At 67.9% G+C, this 18,470-nt stretch carries 10 protein-coding genes; 5 read left to right on the top strand and 5 right to left on the bottom strand.

Features of this window, described 5'->3' with window-relative positions; genetic code table 11:
* Positions 1-20: 20 nt before the first annotated feature.
* Positions 21-9,263: a type I polyketide synthase gene (locus tag QUE68_RS08665; protein WP_286275423.1), complete on the bottom strand. Its 9,243-nt coding sequence runs from the start codon at positions 9,261-9,263 to the stop codon at positions 21-23.
* Between the two features lie 525 nt (positions 9,264-9,788).
* On the bottom strand, positions 9,789-10,526 hold the full coding sequence (locus QUE68_RS08660; RefSeq protein WP_284225578.1) for a DUF1906 domain-containing protein: 738 nt from the start codon (positions 10,524-10,526) through the stop codon (positions 9,789-9,791).
* Between the two features lie 181 nt (positions 10,527-10,707).
* On the opposite strand from QUE68_RS08660, the gene QUE68_RS08655 reads away from it, so the two are divergent.
* Genes QUE68_RS08655 through QUE68_RS08640 form a run of 4 tightly spaced genes read left to right on the top strand, consistent with a single transcriptional unit; the run spans position 10,708 to position 14,670 of the window.
* A complete protein-coding gene (locus tag QUE68_RS08655) occupies positions 10,708-11,760 on the top strand; it encodes an ABC transporter ATP-binding protein (protein ID WP_284225577.1) in 1,053 nt (350 codons plus the stop codon).
* 41 nt (positions 11,761-11,801) lie between these two features.
* Positions 11,802-12,995: an ABC transporter substrate-binding protein gene (locus QUE68_RS08650; RefSeq protein ID WP_284225575.1), complete on the top strand. Its 1,194-nt coding sequence runs from the start codon at positions 11,802-11,804 to the stop codon at positions 12,993-12,995.
* A 41-nt stretch (positions 12,996-13,036) separates the two neighbouring features.
* Positions 13,037-13,870: an ABC transporter permease gene (locus QUE68_RS08645; protein ID WP_353507030.1), complete on the top strand. Its 834-nt coding sequence runs from the start codon at positions 13,037-13,039 to the stop codon at positions 13,868-13,870.
* A complete protein-coding gene (locus QUE68_RS08640; RefSeq protein WP_284225573.1) occupies positions 13,870-14,670 on the top strand; it encodes an ABC transporter permease in 801 nt (266 codons plus the stop codon). Before QUE68_RS08645 ends, QUE68_RS08640 begins: the two co-directional genes overlap by 1 nt.
* 4 nt (positions 14,671-14,674) lie before the next feature.
* On the opposite strand, the gene QUE68_RS08635 is transcribed toward QUE68_RS08640, so the two are convergent.
* Entirely contained in the window at positions 14,675-15,295 is a 621-nt protein-coding gene (locus QUE68_RS08635; RefSeq protein ID WP_286275421.1) for a MerR family transcriptional regulator, read from the bottom strand.
* A gap of 164 nt (positions 15,296-15,459) precedes the next feature.
* Between QUE68_RS08635 and QUE68_RS08630 the strand changes: the two genes are divergently transcribed.
* A complete protein-coding gene (locus tag QUE68_RS08630) occupies positions 15,460-16,731 on the top strand; it encodes an MFS transporter (protein WP_284225571.1) in 1,272 nt (423 codons plus the stop codon).
* 2 nt (positions 16,732-16,733) lie between these two features.
* Here the strand turns inward: QUE68_RS08630 and QUE68_RS08625 are convergent, their stop codons facing one another.
* A complete protein-coding gene (locus QUE68_RS08625; RefSeq protein WP_286275420.1) occupies positions 16,734-17,153 on the bottom strand; it encodes a ChaB family protein in 420 nt (139 codons plus the stop codon).
* Between the two features lie 22 nt (positions 17,154-17,175).
* Entirely contained in the window at positions 17,176-18,453 is a 1,278-nt protein-coding gene (locus QUE68_RS08620) for a low temperature requirement protein A (protein WP_286275419.1), read from the bottom strand.
* Between the last annotated feature and the right edge of the window lie 17 nt (positions 18,454-18,470).

Raw genomic sequence — 18,470 nt, 5'->3', positions numbered from 1 at the left:
AGGCGCCTCGGACGTCACACTCACCTCTGCCCGTACCAACCGTCCTCGCCGAGCCGCGACCCGGCATCGAGCAGCATGTCGGCCTCCAACCGCTTCTCCGGCGCATCGTGGTGGAAGCGCCGATCGGCGGGCTTCTCGTAGAGCGCGGGCCCTCCCGCGATCGCCGATGCCAGCGTGCGCTGGCCGTCGAGAACCCGGTCTCCAGAACGCTTTTGGTAATCCTCGCGTTGGTCCGGGCTCAATGCCGCCAGGAACGCCTGCGGGTGCACTAGCGCGACCAGACCCGACACGTGACCGAACCCGAGGCTGGTGATCAGACCCGCCTTCATCGGGAACTTGTCCCGCATCTGCAAGGTCTCGCGCACCCACACGAAGTGCGAGGCATGAGCCATCTCCTCGTCGACGCAGTCCAGGCTCCGGTTCGGCGGGATTACTCCGTCGCGCAGCATCTGGCACATGCCGATCATCTGGAACGCCGCCGCACCGCCCTTCGAGTGACCCGTCAGGCTCTTCTGGCTGACGATGAACAACGGGTTGCCCGGGGACCGACCCATCGCGGCAGCGAGCCGCTCGTGCAGCTCGGTCTCGTTGGGATCGTTGGCCAGGGTCGACGTGTCGTGCTTAGAGATCAGCGCGATGTCGTCGGGACCGACACCCAACTTCGCCAATGACTTCGACAGCTGGGACTGCTTGCCCCCACGACCCGCGCCGAGGGCACCGAGACCCGGAGCCGGGATCGACGTGTGCACGCCGTCGCCGAACGTCGACACGTAGCCGACGACCGCCAGCACCGGCAGCCCCATCTCCAGGGCCAGATCACCGCGAGCCAACAGGATGGTGCCGCCACCTTGGCCCTCGACGAATCCGAGTCGCCGACGGTCGTTTCCGCGGGAGAACTTCGAATCGCTGATGCCCTTGGCGCGCATCATCTCGGTGTCGGCGGTGGCCGACATGTCACCGAAGCCGATCACGGCTTCCAGCGTCAGGTCGTCGTAACCGCCGGCGACCACGAAGTCCGCCTTGCCGAGCCGGATCTTGTCGACACCCTCCTCGACCGAGACGGCCGTGGTGGCGCAGGCGCCCACCGGGTGGATCATCGCACCGTAGCTGCCGATGTAGGACTGCACGACGTGTCCGGCGAAGACGTTGGGCAGGGTCTCCTGCAGGATGTCGTTCGACTTGTTCTGACCCAGCAGGTTGCCGTGGAACATCGCCTGCATCGACGTCAAGCCGCCCATGCCGGTGCCCTGCGTGCTGGCGACCAGGCTGGGATGCACCCAGCGCATCAGCTCTGCCGGCGTGAAGCCGGAGGACAGGAACGCGTCCACGGTGGTGACGAGGTTCCACAGCGCCACCCGGTCGATGGAGCCCGCCATGTCCGCGCTCACGCCGTACACCATGGGATCGAACCCGGTGGGAATCTGGGCACCCACCGTGCGGGACAGCTTGACCGTGCGCGGCACCCGGATCTCGGTACCGGCCTTGCGCGTGACCTGCCAGTCGCCAGTGTCGGCGATCGGTGCGATCAGGGTGTGCTCGGGATCGGACTGCGCGAAACCGCGGGCGTCCGCCTCAGACGACACGACGAACGAGAAGTCCTTGTCGAGGAAGACCGAAACCAGCAGCGGCGCAGTGTGATCCGCCGAAAGCGCGCCGTCGCTGACGAACTCGCGGATGCCGACCCGTTCGATGACGGCGTCGTGGTAGCGCTCCACCAGCTCACCCTCGTCGATGAGATCACCCGACGCGGTGTCGTACCAGCCCGGCTTGGGATCGTCCTCCCACTTGACCAGACCGGTGGTCCAGGCCAGCTCGAGCACGCCCGCTGCTGACAGTTCGCCGGAGACCTCGACCTCCAACCGCGTGCGCGACGAGCCGTACGGCCCCAGCTCTGCCCCGCCGACGATGACCACCATGTCGGCCGGGTCGATGTCGAGGTCGTCCCATTCGGGTGGCGGCGCGGCCGTATACCCCCGGGGAGGTGACGGCAGTGCCTTGATCGTGGCGCCGTCGAGGTCCTCGTCGGACGCGGCCGTACTCTCGGCGGCCATGTCCTCGCGGGCCTTGGCCGCCAACGCGCCCATGTCGATGTCGACTTCGCCCAGCCCACCGGTCAGGTCGGCGTGGATCGGCTCGCGGGCCGCCGCCACCTTCGACTCGACGTCGCAGAGGTCGAGCAGCATCGACGCCATCTGCTCGGTCGTGTAGGTCGTCACGCCGGCCTCTTCGACCGCGCCGACGATGGCGTCGTTGTGACCCATCAGCCCGGTGCCCTTGGTCCAGCCAATCAGGGCGTGCGCCAACGACACTCGCTGCGACCAGGACGTCTCGACCTTCGAGCGCGTGACCAGTGCGTCCAACGCGGACTTGGCCTCGCCGTAGGCGCCGTCGCCGCCGAACATCCCGCGGTTCGGCGAACCGGGCAGGACGACGTGCAGCCGGGAGGCGATGTCGCGCTCCGAGCCGATGTGCGACAGGCCGCCGATGAGCCGCTGCACGGCCCACAGCAGAACCTTCATCTCCATCTCCGAACGCGAACCCGCCTCGGAGAGGTCGCCCGCGACGCGCGGCGCCGCGAACGGGAAGAGCAACGTCGGGGTCAGAGCGTCCTTGAGGTGGATCGACTTCGGCCCAAGGTTCTCCGACTGCTCGTTGCCGACCCAGCTGACCAGGGCGTCGATGTCGCTGTAGGAGGCCATGTTGGCCGGGGTGACCCACAGCGTCGCGCCGAAGCGAGCGTTGTCGCGGTAGAGCTCCTTGTAGAAGTCCAACCGGTCGTCGTCCAGCTTGGAGGTGGTGGCGATGACCGAGGCCCCGCCGTCGAGCAGCTGCGCGATCACCGACGCGGCGATGGAGCCCTTCGAGGCACCCGTCACCACGGCGATCTCGTCGCTGTAGCGCCCGGTGCCGGGATTCTCCGCACCTGCGGCGGCGCGTCCGTAGAGCGACGCGTGCACGTTGCGTCCGGCAGCCAGGGCCTTGCCCTGCCACCAGTTCGCCTGGCTGGCGACGATGTGACCGGCGGCCTCGAACCGCTCGGAGAGCCGCTGCCAGTCCGCGTCGATCTCGTCCTCGTCCTTCAGCCACAGCCGGGCGAGGTCCTCACGGGCGCTGGCCCAACGGTCGTCGAACAACACCGCCTTGCGGCCGTCGAACGTCGGCGCCACCAAACGTGGCCAGTCCGAACCGAGTTCGGCGGTGACGAGGTCGATGAGGTCGGCATCGCTGACCTTCTCGCCGACGTTCACGGGCGCATCCACACCCAGTTGGCCGAGGATCAGCCGGGCCGCCGAGGCGAGCACGCCGTCGCGACCGGTGACCTTGTCGGCGAACTCGGTCAGCGCCGCGGAGTCCACGACACCTCCGCCTGCACCGCCGGCCGAGGGTAGCGACACCGCGATGCCACGACGGGCGGCGACGGCGGCGACCGCCGCGTCGACGACCTTGTCGACCGTGGCCGCGTCGGGCAGGGCGCCCTCGTGCAGGTGACCGAGGTTGCCCCCGCGGACGCTGGTGCCCTCACGGGTACCGAGGACCAGTTCGATCGTGACGTGCTTGACCCAGCCGTCGCCGAGTTCCCAATCCTTCTTGACGCGTTCGGCGATGGCAGCGGGGCGCTTGCCCGACGGTCCGAGCACGGTCCGCAGCTGGTCGTTGACCGCATCGGAAAGCACTGGGCCATAAGGCTTGTAGGTTCGGGCCAGCTTGGTGACCTGAGCCTTCAGGCCGGCCAGGTCGGCTTCGGCCGCACCGTCGATGGCGCCGAGGTTCAGCTCGGAGCCCAGATCGACCAGTAGCTGGTTGCGTCGGGAGGACGCACCGTCGGTGATCGACTCGATGGAGTCCAACGGCTCGATCTGGTCGACGTGCATCTTGGCCGACAGGGCGATGAGTGACAGCGTCGCGTCGTCGGCACCGAAGGAGATGTCGTCCGGGCGGGGACCGCCGGACGGGGCCGCTGCGGGGGCAGGAGCGGAAGGCGCGGCCGCCGCAGGCGCCGACTCGGCGGCCTGGGTCGGCGCGGACTCGTCCTCGAGCTCCGGTTCGGGATCGGTGTCCGTGGCGAACAGCACCGGAGCGTCGCGCTCGGTGTTGAGCACCTCGGTGGTGTTGTGCGAGTACTCCGGCAGCTTGAGCGTGTTGGTGGCCAGGCCGGCGACGGTCGGTGCCGACTTCACGCCGATCTCGACGAAGCGCTCGATGCCGAGTCCGCCTGCGGCCTCCTCGATGAACAGGAGGTCCTGCGTCTCGATCCAGCGCACCGGGCTGGCGAACTGCCAAGCCAGCAGCTCGATGACGACCTTGCGGCACAGCTCGCGCGGCCGCTCGGCGAGCCACGTGTCGTAGTCGGCGAGGATCTCGTCGAGCGGCTCGGCGGGCACCAGATCGCGGATCTCCTCGATGAAGTCGCGGTCCAGCGTGAACGGCCGTGGCACCAGGTTCGGGATGTACTTGCCGACGAGCAGCGCCGGATCCGCGTCACGCGGCATGACCCGCTCCAGCGAGCGACGGAAGTCGGCGACGCCGACCCGCAGCACCTCGGAGTGGAACGGCACGTCGATACCGGGCACCAGGATGAAGGAGCGCTTGCCGCCCGAGATCTCGCGGCGCTTCTCGACCTCCTCCTCCAGGACCTCGAGGCCGCGCACCGTACCCGCGATGGCGTACTGCGACCCGCGCAGGTTGTAGTTCACGATCTGCAGGAATTCACCTGTGCGCTCGGCGATTTCGGCAACCCAGTCGGTGACGTCATCATCGTCGAGGTCGATCTGCGACGGCCGGATCGCGGCGAGTCGGTAGTTCGACCGGCCGTTCTCGTCCCGGGGCACGATGTCGTGCATCTTGCTGCCACGGTGGAAGACGACCTCGAGCAGCGCCTCGAGCGGGTACACGCCGGAGACACACGCCAGGGCGGTGTATTCGCCGACGGAGTGACCGCACGCGATCGCGCCCTCGACGAACGCGCCCTGTTCCCGCATCTCGGCAACCTGGGCGGCGGCGACGGTGGCCATCGCGACCTGGGTGAACTGCGTCAGGTAGAGCACGCCCTCGGGGTGGTGGTAGTGCACGCCGCTGGCGATCAGGCTGGTCGGGTTGTCGCGCACCACGTGCAGCACCGAGAAGCCCAGGGTGTCGCGGGTGAACTTATCGGCCGTGTCCCACACCTTGCGGGCGGCCTTGGAGCGGGCGCGGACCTCCATGCCCATGCCCTTGGACTGAATGCCCTGGCCGGGGAAGGCGTACACCGTCTTGGGCGCGGCGAGCTGAGCGGTCGCCGACATCACCAGATCGGTTCCGACCTTCGCGGTGACCTCGATGATCTCCGCACCGCGGTCGATGCCGACCCGATCGACCCGGAAGTCGATCTCGTCACCGGGCATGACCATGCCGAGGAAGCGGGACGTCCAACCGATCAGACGTGCGGGCGGCGTGGCCCGGCCATCGGTGGCGGTCACGACGTGCTGCGCTGCCGCCGACAACCACATGCCATGCACGATGGGCGATTTCAGCCCGGCGAGCAGGGCCGCGGCACGGTCGGTGTGGATCGGGTTGTGGTCACCGGAGACCACGGCGAACGCGCTCATGTCCGTCGGCGCGGTGACCGCGGCATCACGGCGGCGACGACGGGGGGTGTCGGTCGCGTTGTCGGTGATCGCTCCACCGGCCTGCAGCGGGTCGGCCAGCGCGAGCGCACCGGTGCGGCCGCGGATGGCGAACCGCTCCTCGAGCACCGCCAGGACCGTCCCGTCCGCATCGCTGATCGTCACCGACACGGGGACGACGCGGCCAACCTCGGTATCCGTCGCCGCCGAAGCCGTTGCGACGACGGTCAATTGAGCCTTCGTCGTCGGCATCGGAGCCAGCAGCCGGGCGGCGTGGTCGAGATGCACCAGGCTGAGCAGACCCTCGATGACCGGGAAACCGGTTTCGGTGACCGCGGATCCGATGACCGAGAACACGGCGGGCCAGCAGCTGCCGACCAGCGCGTCGGGCACCAGCGTCAGACCCGGCGCCAGCGGTGCACCGAACGTGGCCGTGACACCGGTGTGGTCGGCGACCTCCTCCGGATCCCACGAGACCGTGGCGGTCGTGCTGCCGTCGACGACGGTCGGCAGCGCGTCGGCGCCGTCGACACCCGCCGCGATCGCCAGCACGGCGCGCATGGCGGCCGAGGCGTCCTCCGTGGTGACGACCGGCATGCCGCCGTCGACGGTGGTGGACGGCAGGGTGAAGCGGATGGTGATCCAGACTTCGGACAGCGGCACGCTCAGGGTGACGTAATCACCGCTGAGTTCGAGGCGCGAACCCGTGGACGGGTGTGTCGCGCTTCGATTCTCGTTGACCTGCCACTCGCGCGGCTCACCGATGCGGTGCACGGGGTTGATCGAGGCCCGGCCGGCCCACAGCACGTCGGGCGAATCGAGCACGACACCCAGCGGTCCGGTGACGTCGGCGCGGGCTTGGCGGCGGGACACCACGGCGGCCGGCTGAGCACCGGAGGCGAGCACCTCGTCGATGGAGGCCTGCTCGAACCGGTCGAGCAGGTCGCCGACGGGCTCGTCGACACGGGTGATGCCGACCACCGCTTCGGTGCCGGGGATGACGCAGACCTGATCGGCGGAGTAGCGCGCGTCATGGGCCTGCCACAGGGAGTCACTGCGCCACCAGCGCCGGACGTCCTTGTCGATGACGGGCACGAAGTTGACCGGCTTGCCCAGGGTCTTGCAGAGGGTGATGAAGAACGGCACGTCGGCGGGATGCAACTTCACGTCCCCGACGTCGGGGTACCGCGACACCAGTTCCGCCAGCGCCCGGTCCGGATCCTCCAGCAGCGCTTCACCTTCGGCGTCGACGGCATAGAGGGTTTCGATCGGGCCGGAGTCCTGCGGGTGCAGGCGGGCCTCGGCGCGCTTGAGCATCTCCTCGAAGCGGTCCCGCCAGCTGACGTCGAGCCACGGCGAGTCGGGACGCTTGGTGTCGGCGGTGCTGTCACCGTCACCGATCGCGACCTCGACGTAGCGCTGCAGCCACTGCAGGTACGTCATGTCGGCCACGTCGCCGAAGTAGGGCTTGGCGGTCAGGGCCATCGCGGCGATGATCTCGTCGCGTCGTTCGGCGACGGCGTCGACGTCACCCGCCACGTCGTCCAGCAGTCGGCCGCAGCGGGAGGCCGCGTTGTCGATCTCGTGGATGTCGGCCCCGAGCTGACTACGCCCGGATGCCATGCCGCCCTGTGCCTTTCCGGCACCGACCCACTGTTCGGTGCCGGTGGTGTCGACCAGAAGCTGCTTGACCGCAGGCGACGTGGTGGCCTCCAGCACGGCCATCGTCGCGGTGCCGACGAGGATGCCGTCGACGGGCATGATCGGGAAACCGTAGGCCTGCGACCACTGCCCGGATAGGTACTGGGCGGCGCGCTCGGGGGTACCGATGCCGCCACCGACGCAGAGCGTGATGTTGGAGAGCTTGCGAAGGTCGCCGTAGGTCGAGATCAGCAGGTCGTCGAGGTCCTCCCACGAGTGGTGTCCGCCCGCGCGGCCGCCCTCGACGTGAACGATGACCTCCCGGTCGGGGACCTCGGCGGCGATCTTGATGACCGACTTGATCTGCTCGACGGTGCCCGGCTTGAAGCACACGTAGGCAATGCCGACGTCGTTGAGCTCCTCGATGATCGCGACGGCTTCGTCGAGTTCCGGGATGCCGGCACTGACGACCACGCCGTCGATCGGGGCACCCGACTGACGGGCCTTCTGCACCAACCGCTTTCCGCCCACCTGCAACTTCCACAGGTAGGGGTCGAGGAACAGGGTGTTGAACTGCACGGCACGACCCGGCTCCAGCAGTTGGGTCAATTCGGCGATGCGCCGGTCGAAGATCTGCTCGGTGACCTGGCCACCGCCGGCCAGCTCGGCCCAGTGGCCCGCATTGGCGGCGGCGGCGACGATCTTGGCGTCGACCGTCGTCGGGGTCATGCCGGCCAACAGCATTGGGGAGCGTCCGGTGAGCCTGGTGAACTTGGTCGACAGCTTCACCGAGCCGTCCGGCAGCGTGATGACCGACGGGGCGTAGCTCGACCACGCGGGCGCGACCTCGGGGGCGGCACCGACGGTGAACAGGTTGCGCTGCCCGGCCCTCGTGGCGGCGGGGACGATGCCGACGCCGAGGCCACGGATGACGGGCGCGGTGACGCGGGTGATGGTGTCACTGGGGCCGAGGTCGATGATCCAGCGTGCCCCGGAGTCGTGCAGCCGTTCGATCTCGTGGACCCAGTCGAAGGGCTCGGTGTAGATCGCCTTGGCGAAGCGGTGAAGCAGCTCGGAGTCGATGCTCAGCTTGGCGCCCCAGGCGTCGACGACGTCGATCGCGTCGGCCAGCCGTGGCGTGTGGAACCCGACCTCGACCTGGATGCCGTGGAAGACGGGGCTGAAGACGGCGCCGCCGCGGAGCTTGTTCTTGCGCTCGGCCTCTTCCTTCTCCGTGATCTTGCTGCAGTACAACTCGAATCGGGCCAGCTGCTCGGGTGTGCCGGTGATGACCACCGAGCGCCTGCCGTTGCGGATGGACAGCACGGGCGGCAGCACGGTGCGGACGTCGGTGGAGAACTCCTCGAGGAGCTCGGCGATCCGCACGGGATCGACGTTGGTGACCGAGACCATGGGCGACTTGTCACCCCGGCCGACCATGCCGCGCCGCCGGGAGACCAGCGAGCCGGCCGCGCCGATCAGCTGGATCATCGCGAGCAGTTCGGCGTCGCGCGTGCCCTTCGCCTTGAGCGCCTCACAGGCGATGATGCCCTGGGAGTGACCCGCCATCGCCACGGGTGGAGTGTCGAACAAGTCGAGGCCCTGACGCGTTGCCGCACGGATTGCGGCCAGCTGCGACAGCAGGATGCCGGGACCGGAGATCGCGGCGGTGGTCAGCTGCTTGGACGTCGGGAGTGGCTCGTCGGCGGCCAGCGCGCGTACCCACTGCATCGGCTCGAAACCGATCGGCCGGACGACGACCAGTTCCCGGGCGACGGGCTGCAGCAGCAGCGCGGCCTCGCCGATGACCTCACTCAATTCGGATTCGATGCCCGCGGAGCTGATCAGTTCCTCGAGGTTCTCCAGCCAGTTGCCGCCCTGCCCGCCGAACGCGACGGCGTAGGGCTCCCCTGCGTTAAGCAGGTCGACGAGGGCGTGCGCGCCCGTCTGCGGCGAGGAGCCGTCGGCCGGACCACCCTTGCGTCCAGTGGTCACTCGGTCGTGTTCGTTGATCGTCACGTCTTGCCATCTCCTCGTGCGCTCTTGCGCGTATCGCTCATCACGTCTGCACGGCTCGTCTGCTTGCGTGCGTCTTCTGCGTCCTCGGCGGTGAGGCCCCGCGCCCCTGCGGGTGTCCGCGGTTCTCGAGTCGGGTGTCGGATCCCGACGGGCTCAGGTCACTTCCCGGACGACCCGGGCGTGCAGGCCAACCCCAATAAGAGTGTCATAAGAACCTGCTCCATTTTGGACCCCCAAATGGTTACTGGCGAGTTCTACGCACGGGTAACCACACATTGGATAACGCGGACTTCGTGACGCCTTCCGGTGTTCCGGTACAAACGTCCTGCTGGCGGGTGGTTACGGTCCAGTAGCAATAACAGCGCAGTTCAAGGCAGTATTGTTACCTAATCGTTATGTACATTTTTCGTGCGCCCCGCCGCGTGCGAGAAATCGCGGACGGGTAAACACTCTCGTCCGCAGTGTCTACTCAGAAAGCGCCGGGCCGCAAAATTGTTTGCTGGCCAAACTTACTGATCGGTAATGTTAGTCCCACTGACCGAACCGGGGCTTCAACACGTGGTTGAGGTCGACGCCAACGCCACCCACGCTTCGCTTGTCGATCTCGACCTGATGCAAGTGCGCTGCAGGGTGGGTGAACCCCTTGGGCGACCCCCAGTTGTGCTGCCAGAAGTAGGAGCCGAGCCCATCCTGCAGGGCCCAGTCGATGGTCTTCGAGTTCGCGTACACACCGACCCGCTGATGCCCCAGCACCGCTTCCCACCCGCGCAGATAGGGCGCCACCTGCTGCTTGTACTGCTCAGGCGACGGGTCGTCGTCGATCGACGCGTAGATCGGGGCGCCGTACGAACCGCCCGCCGCGACGTGCAGTTGCCAGCCGCGCTTCGCATGTCGAACGCCGGCGTTCTGGCCGCCGAGCCAGTCGGCGCTGTCCTGCTTGCCGAATTGGTAGCACGACACGATCTTCAGCCCGCTCTGGTACAAGTCCCGCGCCTCGGGTAGCTGGATCGGCTTGCCGAGCATCCACGCGCCACCGGGTCGGCGGTCCGAGACGTAGCGAATGGCACCCGCCGCGCCGGCGGCGCGAATGGCCGAGGCGGGGATCACCCCGGCGGCATAGTCGAGCAGTACGCCCAGCGGCGCGGCCGAGGCCGTCCCCGGCGCCAAGGCAGCCGACACCGCAGCCGCCAGACCACCGCCGAACCCGGCGATCGCCGGCGCGGCGGCGGCGTACTTGAGTACGTCTCGCCGGGAAATCGCCACACCACAGGATATGACAGGCGCCCCATTTCCCTCATCAACGCCACTGGTCACATCTGCATCAAGTTTTAGTGCCATTGCGAACGCCGTCCCCGGGAACGAAAACCGTCGACCAAACGACCGGATTCCGTGGATTCCCTACGTTGCGCTGCGGCGTGAACGACGGATCCATACGATTCACCGCATGCCAACGGGCCCCGGCGAACCTCGAATCGAACTCGCGGGTGTACGCAAGGTCTTCGGCGACTCGATCGTGGCCGTCGCGGGCGCCGACCTGACCGTCGACGATGGCGAGCTGTTCGCGATACTCGGCCCCTCCGGATCGGGTAAGACCACCGTGCTGCGGATGATCGCCGGGTTCGAGCAGCCGACCGCCGGGACGATCAAGCTCGGCGGCGTCGACGTCACCGAGCTCCCCGCGCGGCGCCGCGACGTGAACACCGTCTTCCAGGAGTACGCCCTCTTTCCGCACATGACCGTCGCGCAGAACGTCGAGTACGGGTTGAAGGTTCGCGGCGTGGCCAAGGATGAGCGCCGCACCCGGACGACCGAGGCCCTGGAGATGGTGCGGCTCGCCGACTTCGGACCCCGTAAGCCCGCGCAACTGTCCGGTGGTCAGCGTCAGCGCGTCGCCCTGGCCCGAGCCCTGGTGGGGCGGCCGAGGGTCCTGCTGCTCGACGAGCCGCTCGGCGCGCTCGACCTGAAGCTTCGCGAACAGATGCAGGTGGAGCTCAAGGCGATCCAGCGGGAAGTCGGCATCACCTTCGTCATCGTGACCCACGATCAGGACGAGGCGCTGACGCTGTGCGACCGGCTCGCGGTGTTCAACGACGGACGCATCGAACAGGTCGGCAAGGCGCGCGATGTCTACGAGAACCCGGTGAACCGATTCGTCGCCGACTTCGTCGGCACCTCCAACGTGCTCGACGGCGACGCTGCGACGGCGCTCGTCGGCAGACCCGGCATGTTCGCCGTACGACCCGAACGCATCTCGGTGCTCGCGGCGGGCGGCGGGGCCGCGCCGGGAAGTCGCACCGTCGACGCCACCGTCGCCGAGATCATCTACGCGGGGGCGACCACCCGGGTGGCCGCCGTCGCTCAGGTGGTCGGGCAACCGGGTGTCACGCTGACCGCGACCGTGCTCAACGCCGCGGCGTCACTACCCGACGACCTGGGCCACGGCACCCCCATCACCCTGGCCTGGCCCGACAGTGCCGTGCACGACTTGACCAACTGAAGATGATCGACAGCCAACAGGATCGAATTGAACGGAGCGTCATGAAACTCACCGCGTTGCGGATCGGCTTCACCATTGCCGCATGCGCCGCACTCGTCGTCGGATGCTCCAGCTCGGAATCCGGCGGGGGTGACGCCGGAACCGCCCCGCCCAAGATCGAACCGCTCGGCGCCCTCGGCGACGGCGAGGGCCAGCTCAACCTGATCGCGTGGGCCGGTTACGCCGAGAACGGGTCGAACGACCCGGCGGTGGACTGGGTGACGCCGTTCGAGCAGCAGACCGGCTGCAAGGTCAACGTGAAGGTCGGCAACACCTCCGACGAGATGGTGCAGCTGATGCGCTCCGGGCAGTACGACGGCGTCTCGGCATCCGGTGATGCCACCCTGCGGCTGATCTACGCAGGTGACGTCGCACCGGTGAACACCGCTTTGGTGGGAAACTACTCGACCATCTCCAGCTTCCTCAAGGACAAGCCGTGGAACTCGGTGGACGGCCAGATGTACGGCATCCCGCACGGCTGGGGCGCCAACCTGCTCATGTACAACGTCGGCGTCGTCACCGACGCCCCCGACTCGTGGGGTGCGGTGTTCACCGACGCCGGCAAGTACAAGGGCAAGGTCACCGCCTATGACTCACCGATCTACATCGCAGACGCGGCCCTGTACCTGATGAAGACCAAGCCCGAGTTGGGCATCAAGGACCCGTACTCGCTGACCACCGAACAACTCGACGCCGCAGTTGAATTGCTCACCCAGCAGCGGGAGAACGTCAGCGAGTACTGGTCGGACTACACCAAGGAGGTGCAGGCGTTCGAGTCGGGCACATCGGTGATCGGCACCACCTGGCAGGTGATCGCCAACACCATCGGCAGCGAGAACAAGGTGCAGGTGAACACCGTCCTGCCGAAGGAGGGGGCCACGGGGTGGTCCGACACGTGGATGGTCGCCGCCAAGGCCGCGCATCCGAATTGCATGTACAAGTGGATGGACTGGATCACCTCCCCGAAGGTCAACGCCCAGGTCGCCGAGTACTTCGGCGAGGCGCCCGCGCAGACCAAGGCCTGCGAGTTCACCTCCGAGAAGGACTTCTGCGACATCTACCACGCCACCGACGAGGCCTACGCCTCCCAACTCCACTACTGGACCACGCCGCAGAAGCAGTGCGTCGACGGTAGCGGCGACAACTGCACGGCCTACGACGAGTGGGTCAGCAAGTGGCAGCAGATCAAGGGGTGAGCCCGGCCGCCCCCGCCACGGCGGCGCGGCGGCGCGATCCGATGTCGCCACCTCGGCGGGGCTGGCTGACGCTGGCCTTCCTGCTGGTCCCGCCATTGGCTTGGCTGGTGGTGGCGTACCTGGGTTCGCTTGCCGTGCTGCTCGTTTCGGCCTTCTGGACGACGAACTCCTTCACCGGAGCGGTCGTGCACACGGTTACCGGCGACAACGTCGTTCGGGTGCTGACCGACGAGGTGTTCCGCACGGTGACACTCCGCACCGTGGGAGTGGCCCTGCTGGTCACCGTGATCTGCGCGGTGCTCGCCGTCCCGTTGGGGTTGCACATGGCGAAGGTCGCCTCCCCGCGCATGCGTCTGGTGCTCGTCGTCGCGGTGACGACGCCGCTGTGGGCGAGCTACCTCGTCAAGGCCTACGCGTGGCGGGTGCTGCTGTCCCCCGACGGGCCGCTCTCGTGGGCCACCGGATACACCCCCGGCTACGGCCTGGTCGCCACCGTCATCACCCTGACGTACCTCTGGTTGCCGTACATGATCATCCCCGTGTTCGCGGCCTTCGAACGCGTGCCGAACCACCTCATCGACGCGAGCTCGGACCTGGGCGCCTCCGATCTCTCCACGTTGCGAAGAGTGATGGCGCCGTTGGTCTTTCCCGGCATCGCCGCCGGGTCGATCTTCACCTTCTCGCTGTCTCTCGGTGACTACATCGCGGTGACCATCGTCGGCGGGAAGACCCAGATGCTGGGCAACATCATCTACGGGCAACTGGTCACCGCCAACAATCAACCGCTGGCCGCTGCGCTCTCGATCATCCCGTTGGCCGCCGTCGTCCTCTACCTACTCGCGATGCGACGAACCGGCGCGCTGGAGAACGTCTGATGTTGTCGAAGGGCGCGCGTGGCGCAGTGCGGACCTGGACCGTGCTGGTCCTGGTATTCCTCTACGCACCATTGCTTCTCATCGTCGTCAACGCGTTCAACTCCTCGCGGTCGTTCGCCTTCCCGCCGAGCGGTTTCACGCTGCGGTGGTGGGCCGACGCCTGGAACAGCCAGGGAATGTGGACTTCGCTGGCCAACTCGGTGCTCGTCGGGCTCGGTGCCACGGCGATCGCGCTGGTGCTCGGCACGATGGTCGCCTTCGCCGTCCAGCGCCACCAGTTCTTCGGCCGTCACACGATCAGCTTCCTGGTGGTCTTGCCGATCACACTGCCCGGCATCGTCACCGGTATCGCGCTGAACGCCACGTTCACCTCCGCGCTCGGGGTGACCCTCGGCCTTGCCACGGTGATCGTTGGCCATGCGACGTTCTGCATCGTCATCGTGTTCAACAACACCCAAGCCCGGTTGCGCAGGCTGGGAACGGATCTGGAGGACGCGTCGGCCGACCTGGGTGCGTCGTCGTGGCAGACGTTCCGGTTCGTGACGTTCCCGATGATGCGCGGGGCGCTGGTCGCCGGCGCGATCCTGGCGTTCGCCCTGAGCTTCGACGAGATCGTGGTGACCACCTTCACCGCGGGCCCCGCCGTGCAGACCCTGCCGATCTGGATCTTCGGAAACCTGTTCCGCCCCAACCAGGCTCCCGTGATCAACGTGGTCGCCGCGGCGCTGACGGTGTTGGCGATCATCCCGGTGTGGCTGGCGCAGCGATTCGGCGGCGACCCCGCGACCACCAGGTTGTAGCCAGTCAGACCTCCGACGCGCCACCGAGCCCGACGTCGGTGCCGAGGTGTCGGCGCAGGGCGTCCTCCAGCCGGTCGGCGACGACGCGTCGCCCGAGCGCCAGGTGCTCGACCGTGCTCTCCGCCAACGCGTTCGCGACGGACTTCGCGAGTTCCTCGACCTGCTCGGTGATGCCCTCCGCGACCCGCAGGATCGTCTGCACGTAGCGGAGATGCTCGGTCGCGCCACCGACGATCGCCGCCAGGTCCGGGTCGATCAACGTCACCCTGCCGTCGACGACATCGGCCAGTCCGTGCCGCACCAACCGTCGCGCCTCGTCACCGTCGACGTCGATGTCGAGGGCGACCGCGGTGCGGCGCGGCGGACCACCGGGAAGCCCGAGGGTGCTGGCCAAGTCGTGACCCTGACGCTGGCCGGCGAGGAACTCCGCGATGTGCGCCGAGGTAAAACCCTTGCGAAGCAACTCGTTGACGGTCCTTAGCTGGGCCAGGTGGTGATCGTCGTAGAGCGCGGACCGGCCTTCGCGGCGCGGCGGGTCGAGAAGACCGCGCTCGCGGTAGGCCCGGATGTTGCGGACACTGACGGCCGAGACCGCAGCCAGCTCCTCGAGCCGATACTCTGGCACCTGCCTACTCCCCCAAACAGCCGGTCAGCGCGATAGCGGAGCCAACTCGTACGTTCTGGCCACTACGGTAGCCCAGCCGGGGGGACGTTTGCGAAGATTGCACGTTGGCGTCTAGTGGGATTTCGATTCGCCATCGCGCACCGCTGTTTGCGACGATGGACCGAGTGCGCGCCTGGACAATCTGGGCGACGGGGCTGCTCGCCTACATCGTCGCCGTGCTCAATCGGACCACACTAGGCGTTTCCGGTCTCGACGCCGCCGAGCGCTTCAACGCCAGCCCCGGGGTGCTGTCGACGTTCGTGGTACTGCAGGTCGTCGTGTACGCCGGTGCGCAGGTGCCCGCGGGGGTACTCCTCGACCGCTTCGGCTCCCGGGTGCTGATCGTGGCAGGCGCGGCGTTGATGGCCAGCGGTCAACTCCTGCTCGCGCTGACCGAGTCGTTGCCGCTGGCCGTTGGCGCCCGCGCCATCGTCGGCCTCGGCGACGCCGTCACCTTCATCTCGGTGCTCCGACTAGTGCCGCACTGGTTCCCCCCGCGCCAGGTGCCGCTGCTCACCCAGCTGACCGGCATCTGCGGCCAACTCGGTCAGGTGCTCTCGGCGTTGCCCTTCCTGGCGTTGCTGACCGGGACCACGTGGGCGACCGCCTACCTGTCGGTGGCGGCATTCGGCGTGCTCGCGATGGTGCTCGTGCTGGCGTTGGTCAAGAACACCCCGCACGGGCGCGTGACCGACAAGGAGAACCTGACGGTCTCCGCCGTGCTGTCCAGCGTGAAGACCGTCTGGCTGCGGCCCGGCACCCGGCTCGGGTTCTTCACCCACATGGGGACTCAGTTCTCCGTGACCGTGTTCTGCCTGATGTGGGGCGTTCCGTACGTGACCGTCGCGCAGGGTCAGTCGACGAGCACCGCGGGCGCGCTGCTCGTCGTCTCCGTCGCCACCGCCATCGCGGCGGGGATCCTGATCGGCATCTTCACCGGGCGTTACCCGCACCGGCGGTCGTGGATCGTGCTCGCAATCATCGCCAGCAACGCCCTGGTGTGGACCGTCGTCCTCGCGCTACCCGGCCGGGCTCCGCTGTGGCTGCTCGTGGTCCTGGTCGTGGTGATCTCGGTCGGTGGACCCGGCTCGATGGTCGGGTTCGACTTCGCCAGGACGTTCAACCCCAGCGCCACGCTCGGCACCGCTCAGGGCATGGTCAACATGGGCGGGTTCGTCGCCTCACTCTTGGTGATGCAGGCCATGGGCGTGATTCTCGGTGCGGCAGGCGGCTATTCGTTCGACTCGTTCCGGCTGGCATGGATCGTGCAGTACGCGGTCTGGGCGCTCGCGGTGACGGGGATCCTCATCACCCGCGGGAAGGCCCGTCGGCTGATGAAGGCCGAGCAGGAACGCTCGCTGCTGGAGACGTTCGACGTGCACGCCCCCGAGCGCTGAGGTCAGCGACGTCGGGCCGTGATCCGGCGATTCGCCTTGACGATCGCGTCGACCAACTCGCCTTTGGTCATCGTCGACCGGCCGGCGACGTCGAGCCGCTTGGCGACGTCCATCAGGTGCTTCTTCGACGCGTTGGCGTCGACGCCCTCGGCGGTCTCGCCGCCGCCGTCCAAACCTCCTCTTCGGGCACGTTCGTCCGACGGACCCTTCTCCTCCTTGGCCTCCCAGTGATCGCCGACCTTCTCGAAGGAGTGCTTCACCGCGCTGAACGCCACCCGGTGAGCCCGTCCCTCGTCGCCGTACTCGTCGGCGGCGGCGTCATGCGCCGCGGCGAAGGTCTGCTGGGCCTTCTCGGGCGACTTCCGCAACGTGCTGGGTAGCTCGGACTTCTTGGCGCGTCCGTTCTTTCCGATCTTTGGCATGGCGTCCTCCTCGAGGACCGAACTACCCCTTCGCCGCGGGCACCACACCGGCGTCGACGTCGCGGGACTCGTGCCGGTGCCCCAGTACCTCGAACCCCACGACGCTGACGACGGGCGCCAGGGTCACGATCAGCAGGCACGCCGTCATCGGGACGCCGGCGGCCGCGGCCACGACGGCCCCCACCAGCACCCCCGCGGTCAACACCGCCAGGAGCAGGTGGACGGCGTCCCACCCCCCGACCATCAACCCGTAGAGCACGAAGATCAGCGCGATGTAGACCCCGACCGGGATGACCACCGCCAGGACCGTGCCCACGGAGCCGAGCACCGATTGTTCCTCGACGTAGTAGGCGGCCGTGTGCAGTCCGGCACCGGTCGCCACGATCGCCCCGAACACCGCGATGTGCAGGTAGCCGAAGTGGAAGGACCGTTCGCGGTGCGCGTGCAGCAGATCGGCGGACGGCACCGCGAAGTAGATCCACCACATGCCGAACGTCAGCCCGGTGCCCGCGACGGCGAGGATGACCGCATCGGGCGTCCAGCCGCGCTCCCCCACGACGGCGGTGAGCGAGGCGACGGTACCGACCACGCCCTCGCCGAGGGCGATGATCGCGAGTAGCCCGTACCGCTCCGCGATGTGGTGGGCATGCCACGGCGTACCGCCCCGGCGGGTCTCGGCGAGCCACGGCCCGACCATCTCCGCGACGCCCAGCAGCGCGAAGACGACCAGTCCCGCGGAGACCGACAGTGGAAGGAAGATCGAGGCGATCCAACCGACCTGAACGACCGTGATCACGGTCGCGTAGGTCAGGCTGGCGGGCCTGCGCTCGGGATCCTGCCGCGACGCCCGCAGCCACTGCGCCACCATCGCCACGCGCATCACGACGTAACCGGCGACGATCAGGGCATTGTCGAGGTGTCCCCCATGCTCGATCGACGCGTAGAACGGCGGGATGCCGAGCGCCAGGATCAGCACACCGACCATCTGCACCATGGTCAGGATGCGGTACATCCAGTCATCGGTGTCATACGCCGAGGCGAACCAGGTGAAGTTGATCCACGCCCAGCACGTCGCGAACATGGCGAAGACGAACCCCGTCAACCCGACGCCGACGTGACCGCCGGCGAGGGCGTGCGAGAGCTCCGACGCAGCGACGCCGAAGGCGATGACGAACGTCAGATCGAAGAGCAGTTCCAGCGGGGTGGCGACGCGGTGCGGTTCGTGTGGGTCGCGGCCCCCCATCCGTCGGACGCGGTGCGCGCGGACCACGGCGGGGGTCGACGGCTTCGACTCGGTCATGCGCCTCCTCCCTTCGA

Origin of the sequence: Mycolicibacterium sp. TUM20985, from assembly GCF_030295745.1 — a bacterium.
In the GTDB taxonomy this organism is placed as follows: domain Bacteria; phylum Actinomycetota; class Actinomycetes; order Mycobacteriales; family Mycobacteriaceae; genus Mycobacterium.
The sequence above is the reverse complement of the archived record's forward strand: the minus strand, read 5'-3'. Positions and strand labels throughout refer to the sequence as shown.

Excerpts from the sequence above, each read along its gene's own strand:
- QUE68_RS08655 (WP_284225577.1), top strand. The coding sequence starts at position 10,708 with ATGCCAACGGGCCCCGGCGAACCTCGAATCGAACTCGCGGGTGTACGC.
- QUE68_RS08650 (WP_284225575.1), top strand. The coding sequence starts at position 11,802 with ATGAAACTCACCGCGTTGCGGATCGGCTTCACCATTGCCGCATGCGCC.
- QUE68_RS08645 (WP_353507030.1), top strand. The coding sequence starts at position 13,037 with ATGTCGCCACCTCGGCGGGGCTGGCTGACGCTGGCCTTCCTGCTGGTC.
- QUE68_RS08640 (WP_284225573.1), top strand. The coding sequence starts at position 13,870 with ATGTTGTCGAAGGGCGCGCGTGGCGCAGTGCGGACCTGGACCGTGCTG.
- QUE68_RS08625 (WP_286275420.1), bottom strand. The coding sequence starts at position 17,153 with ATGCCAAAGATCGGAAAGAACGGACGCGCCAAGAAGTCCGAGCTACCC.
- QUE68_RS08620 (WP_286275419.1), bottom strand. The coding sequence starts at position 18,453 with ATGACCGAGTCGAAGCCGTCGACCCCCGCCGTGGTCCGCGCGCACCGC.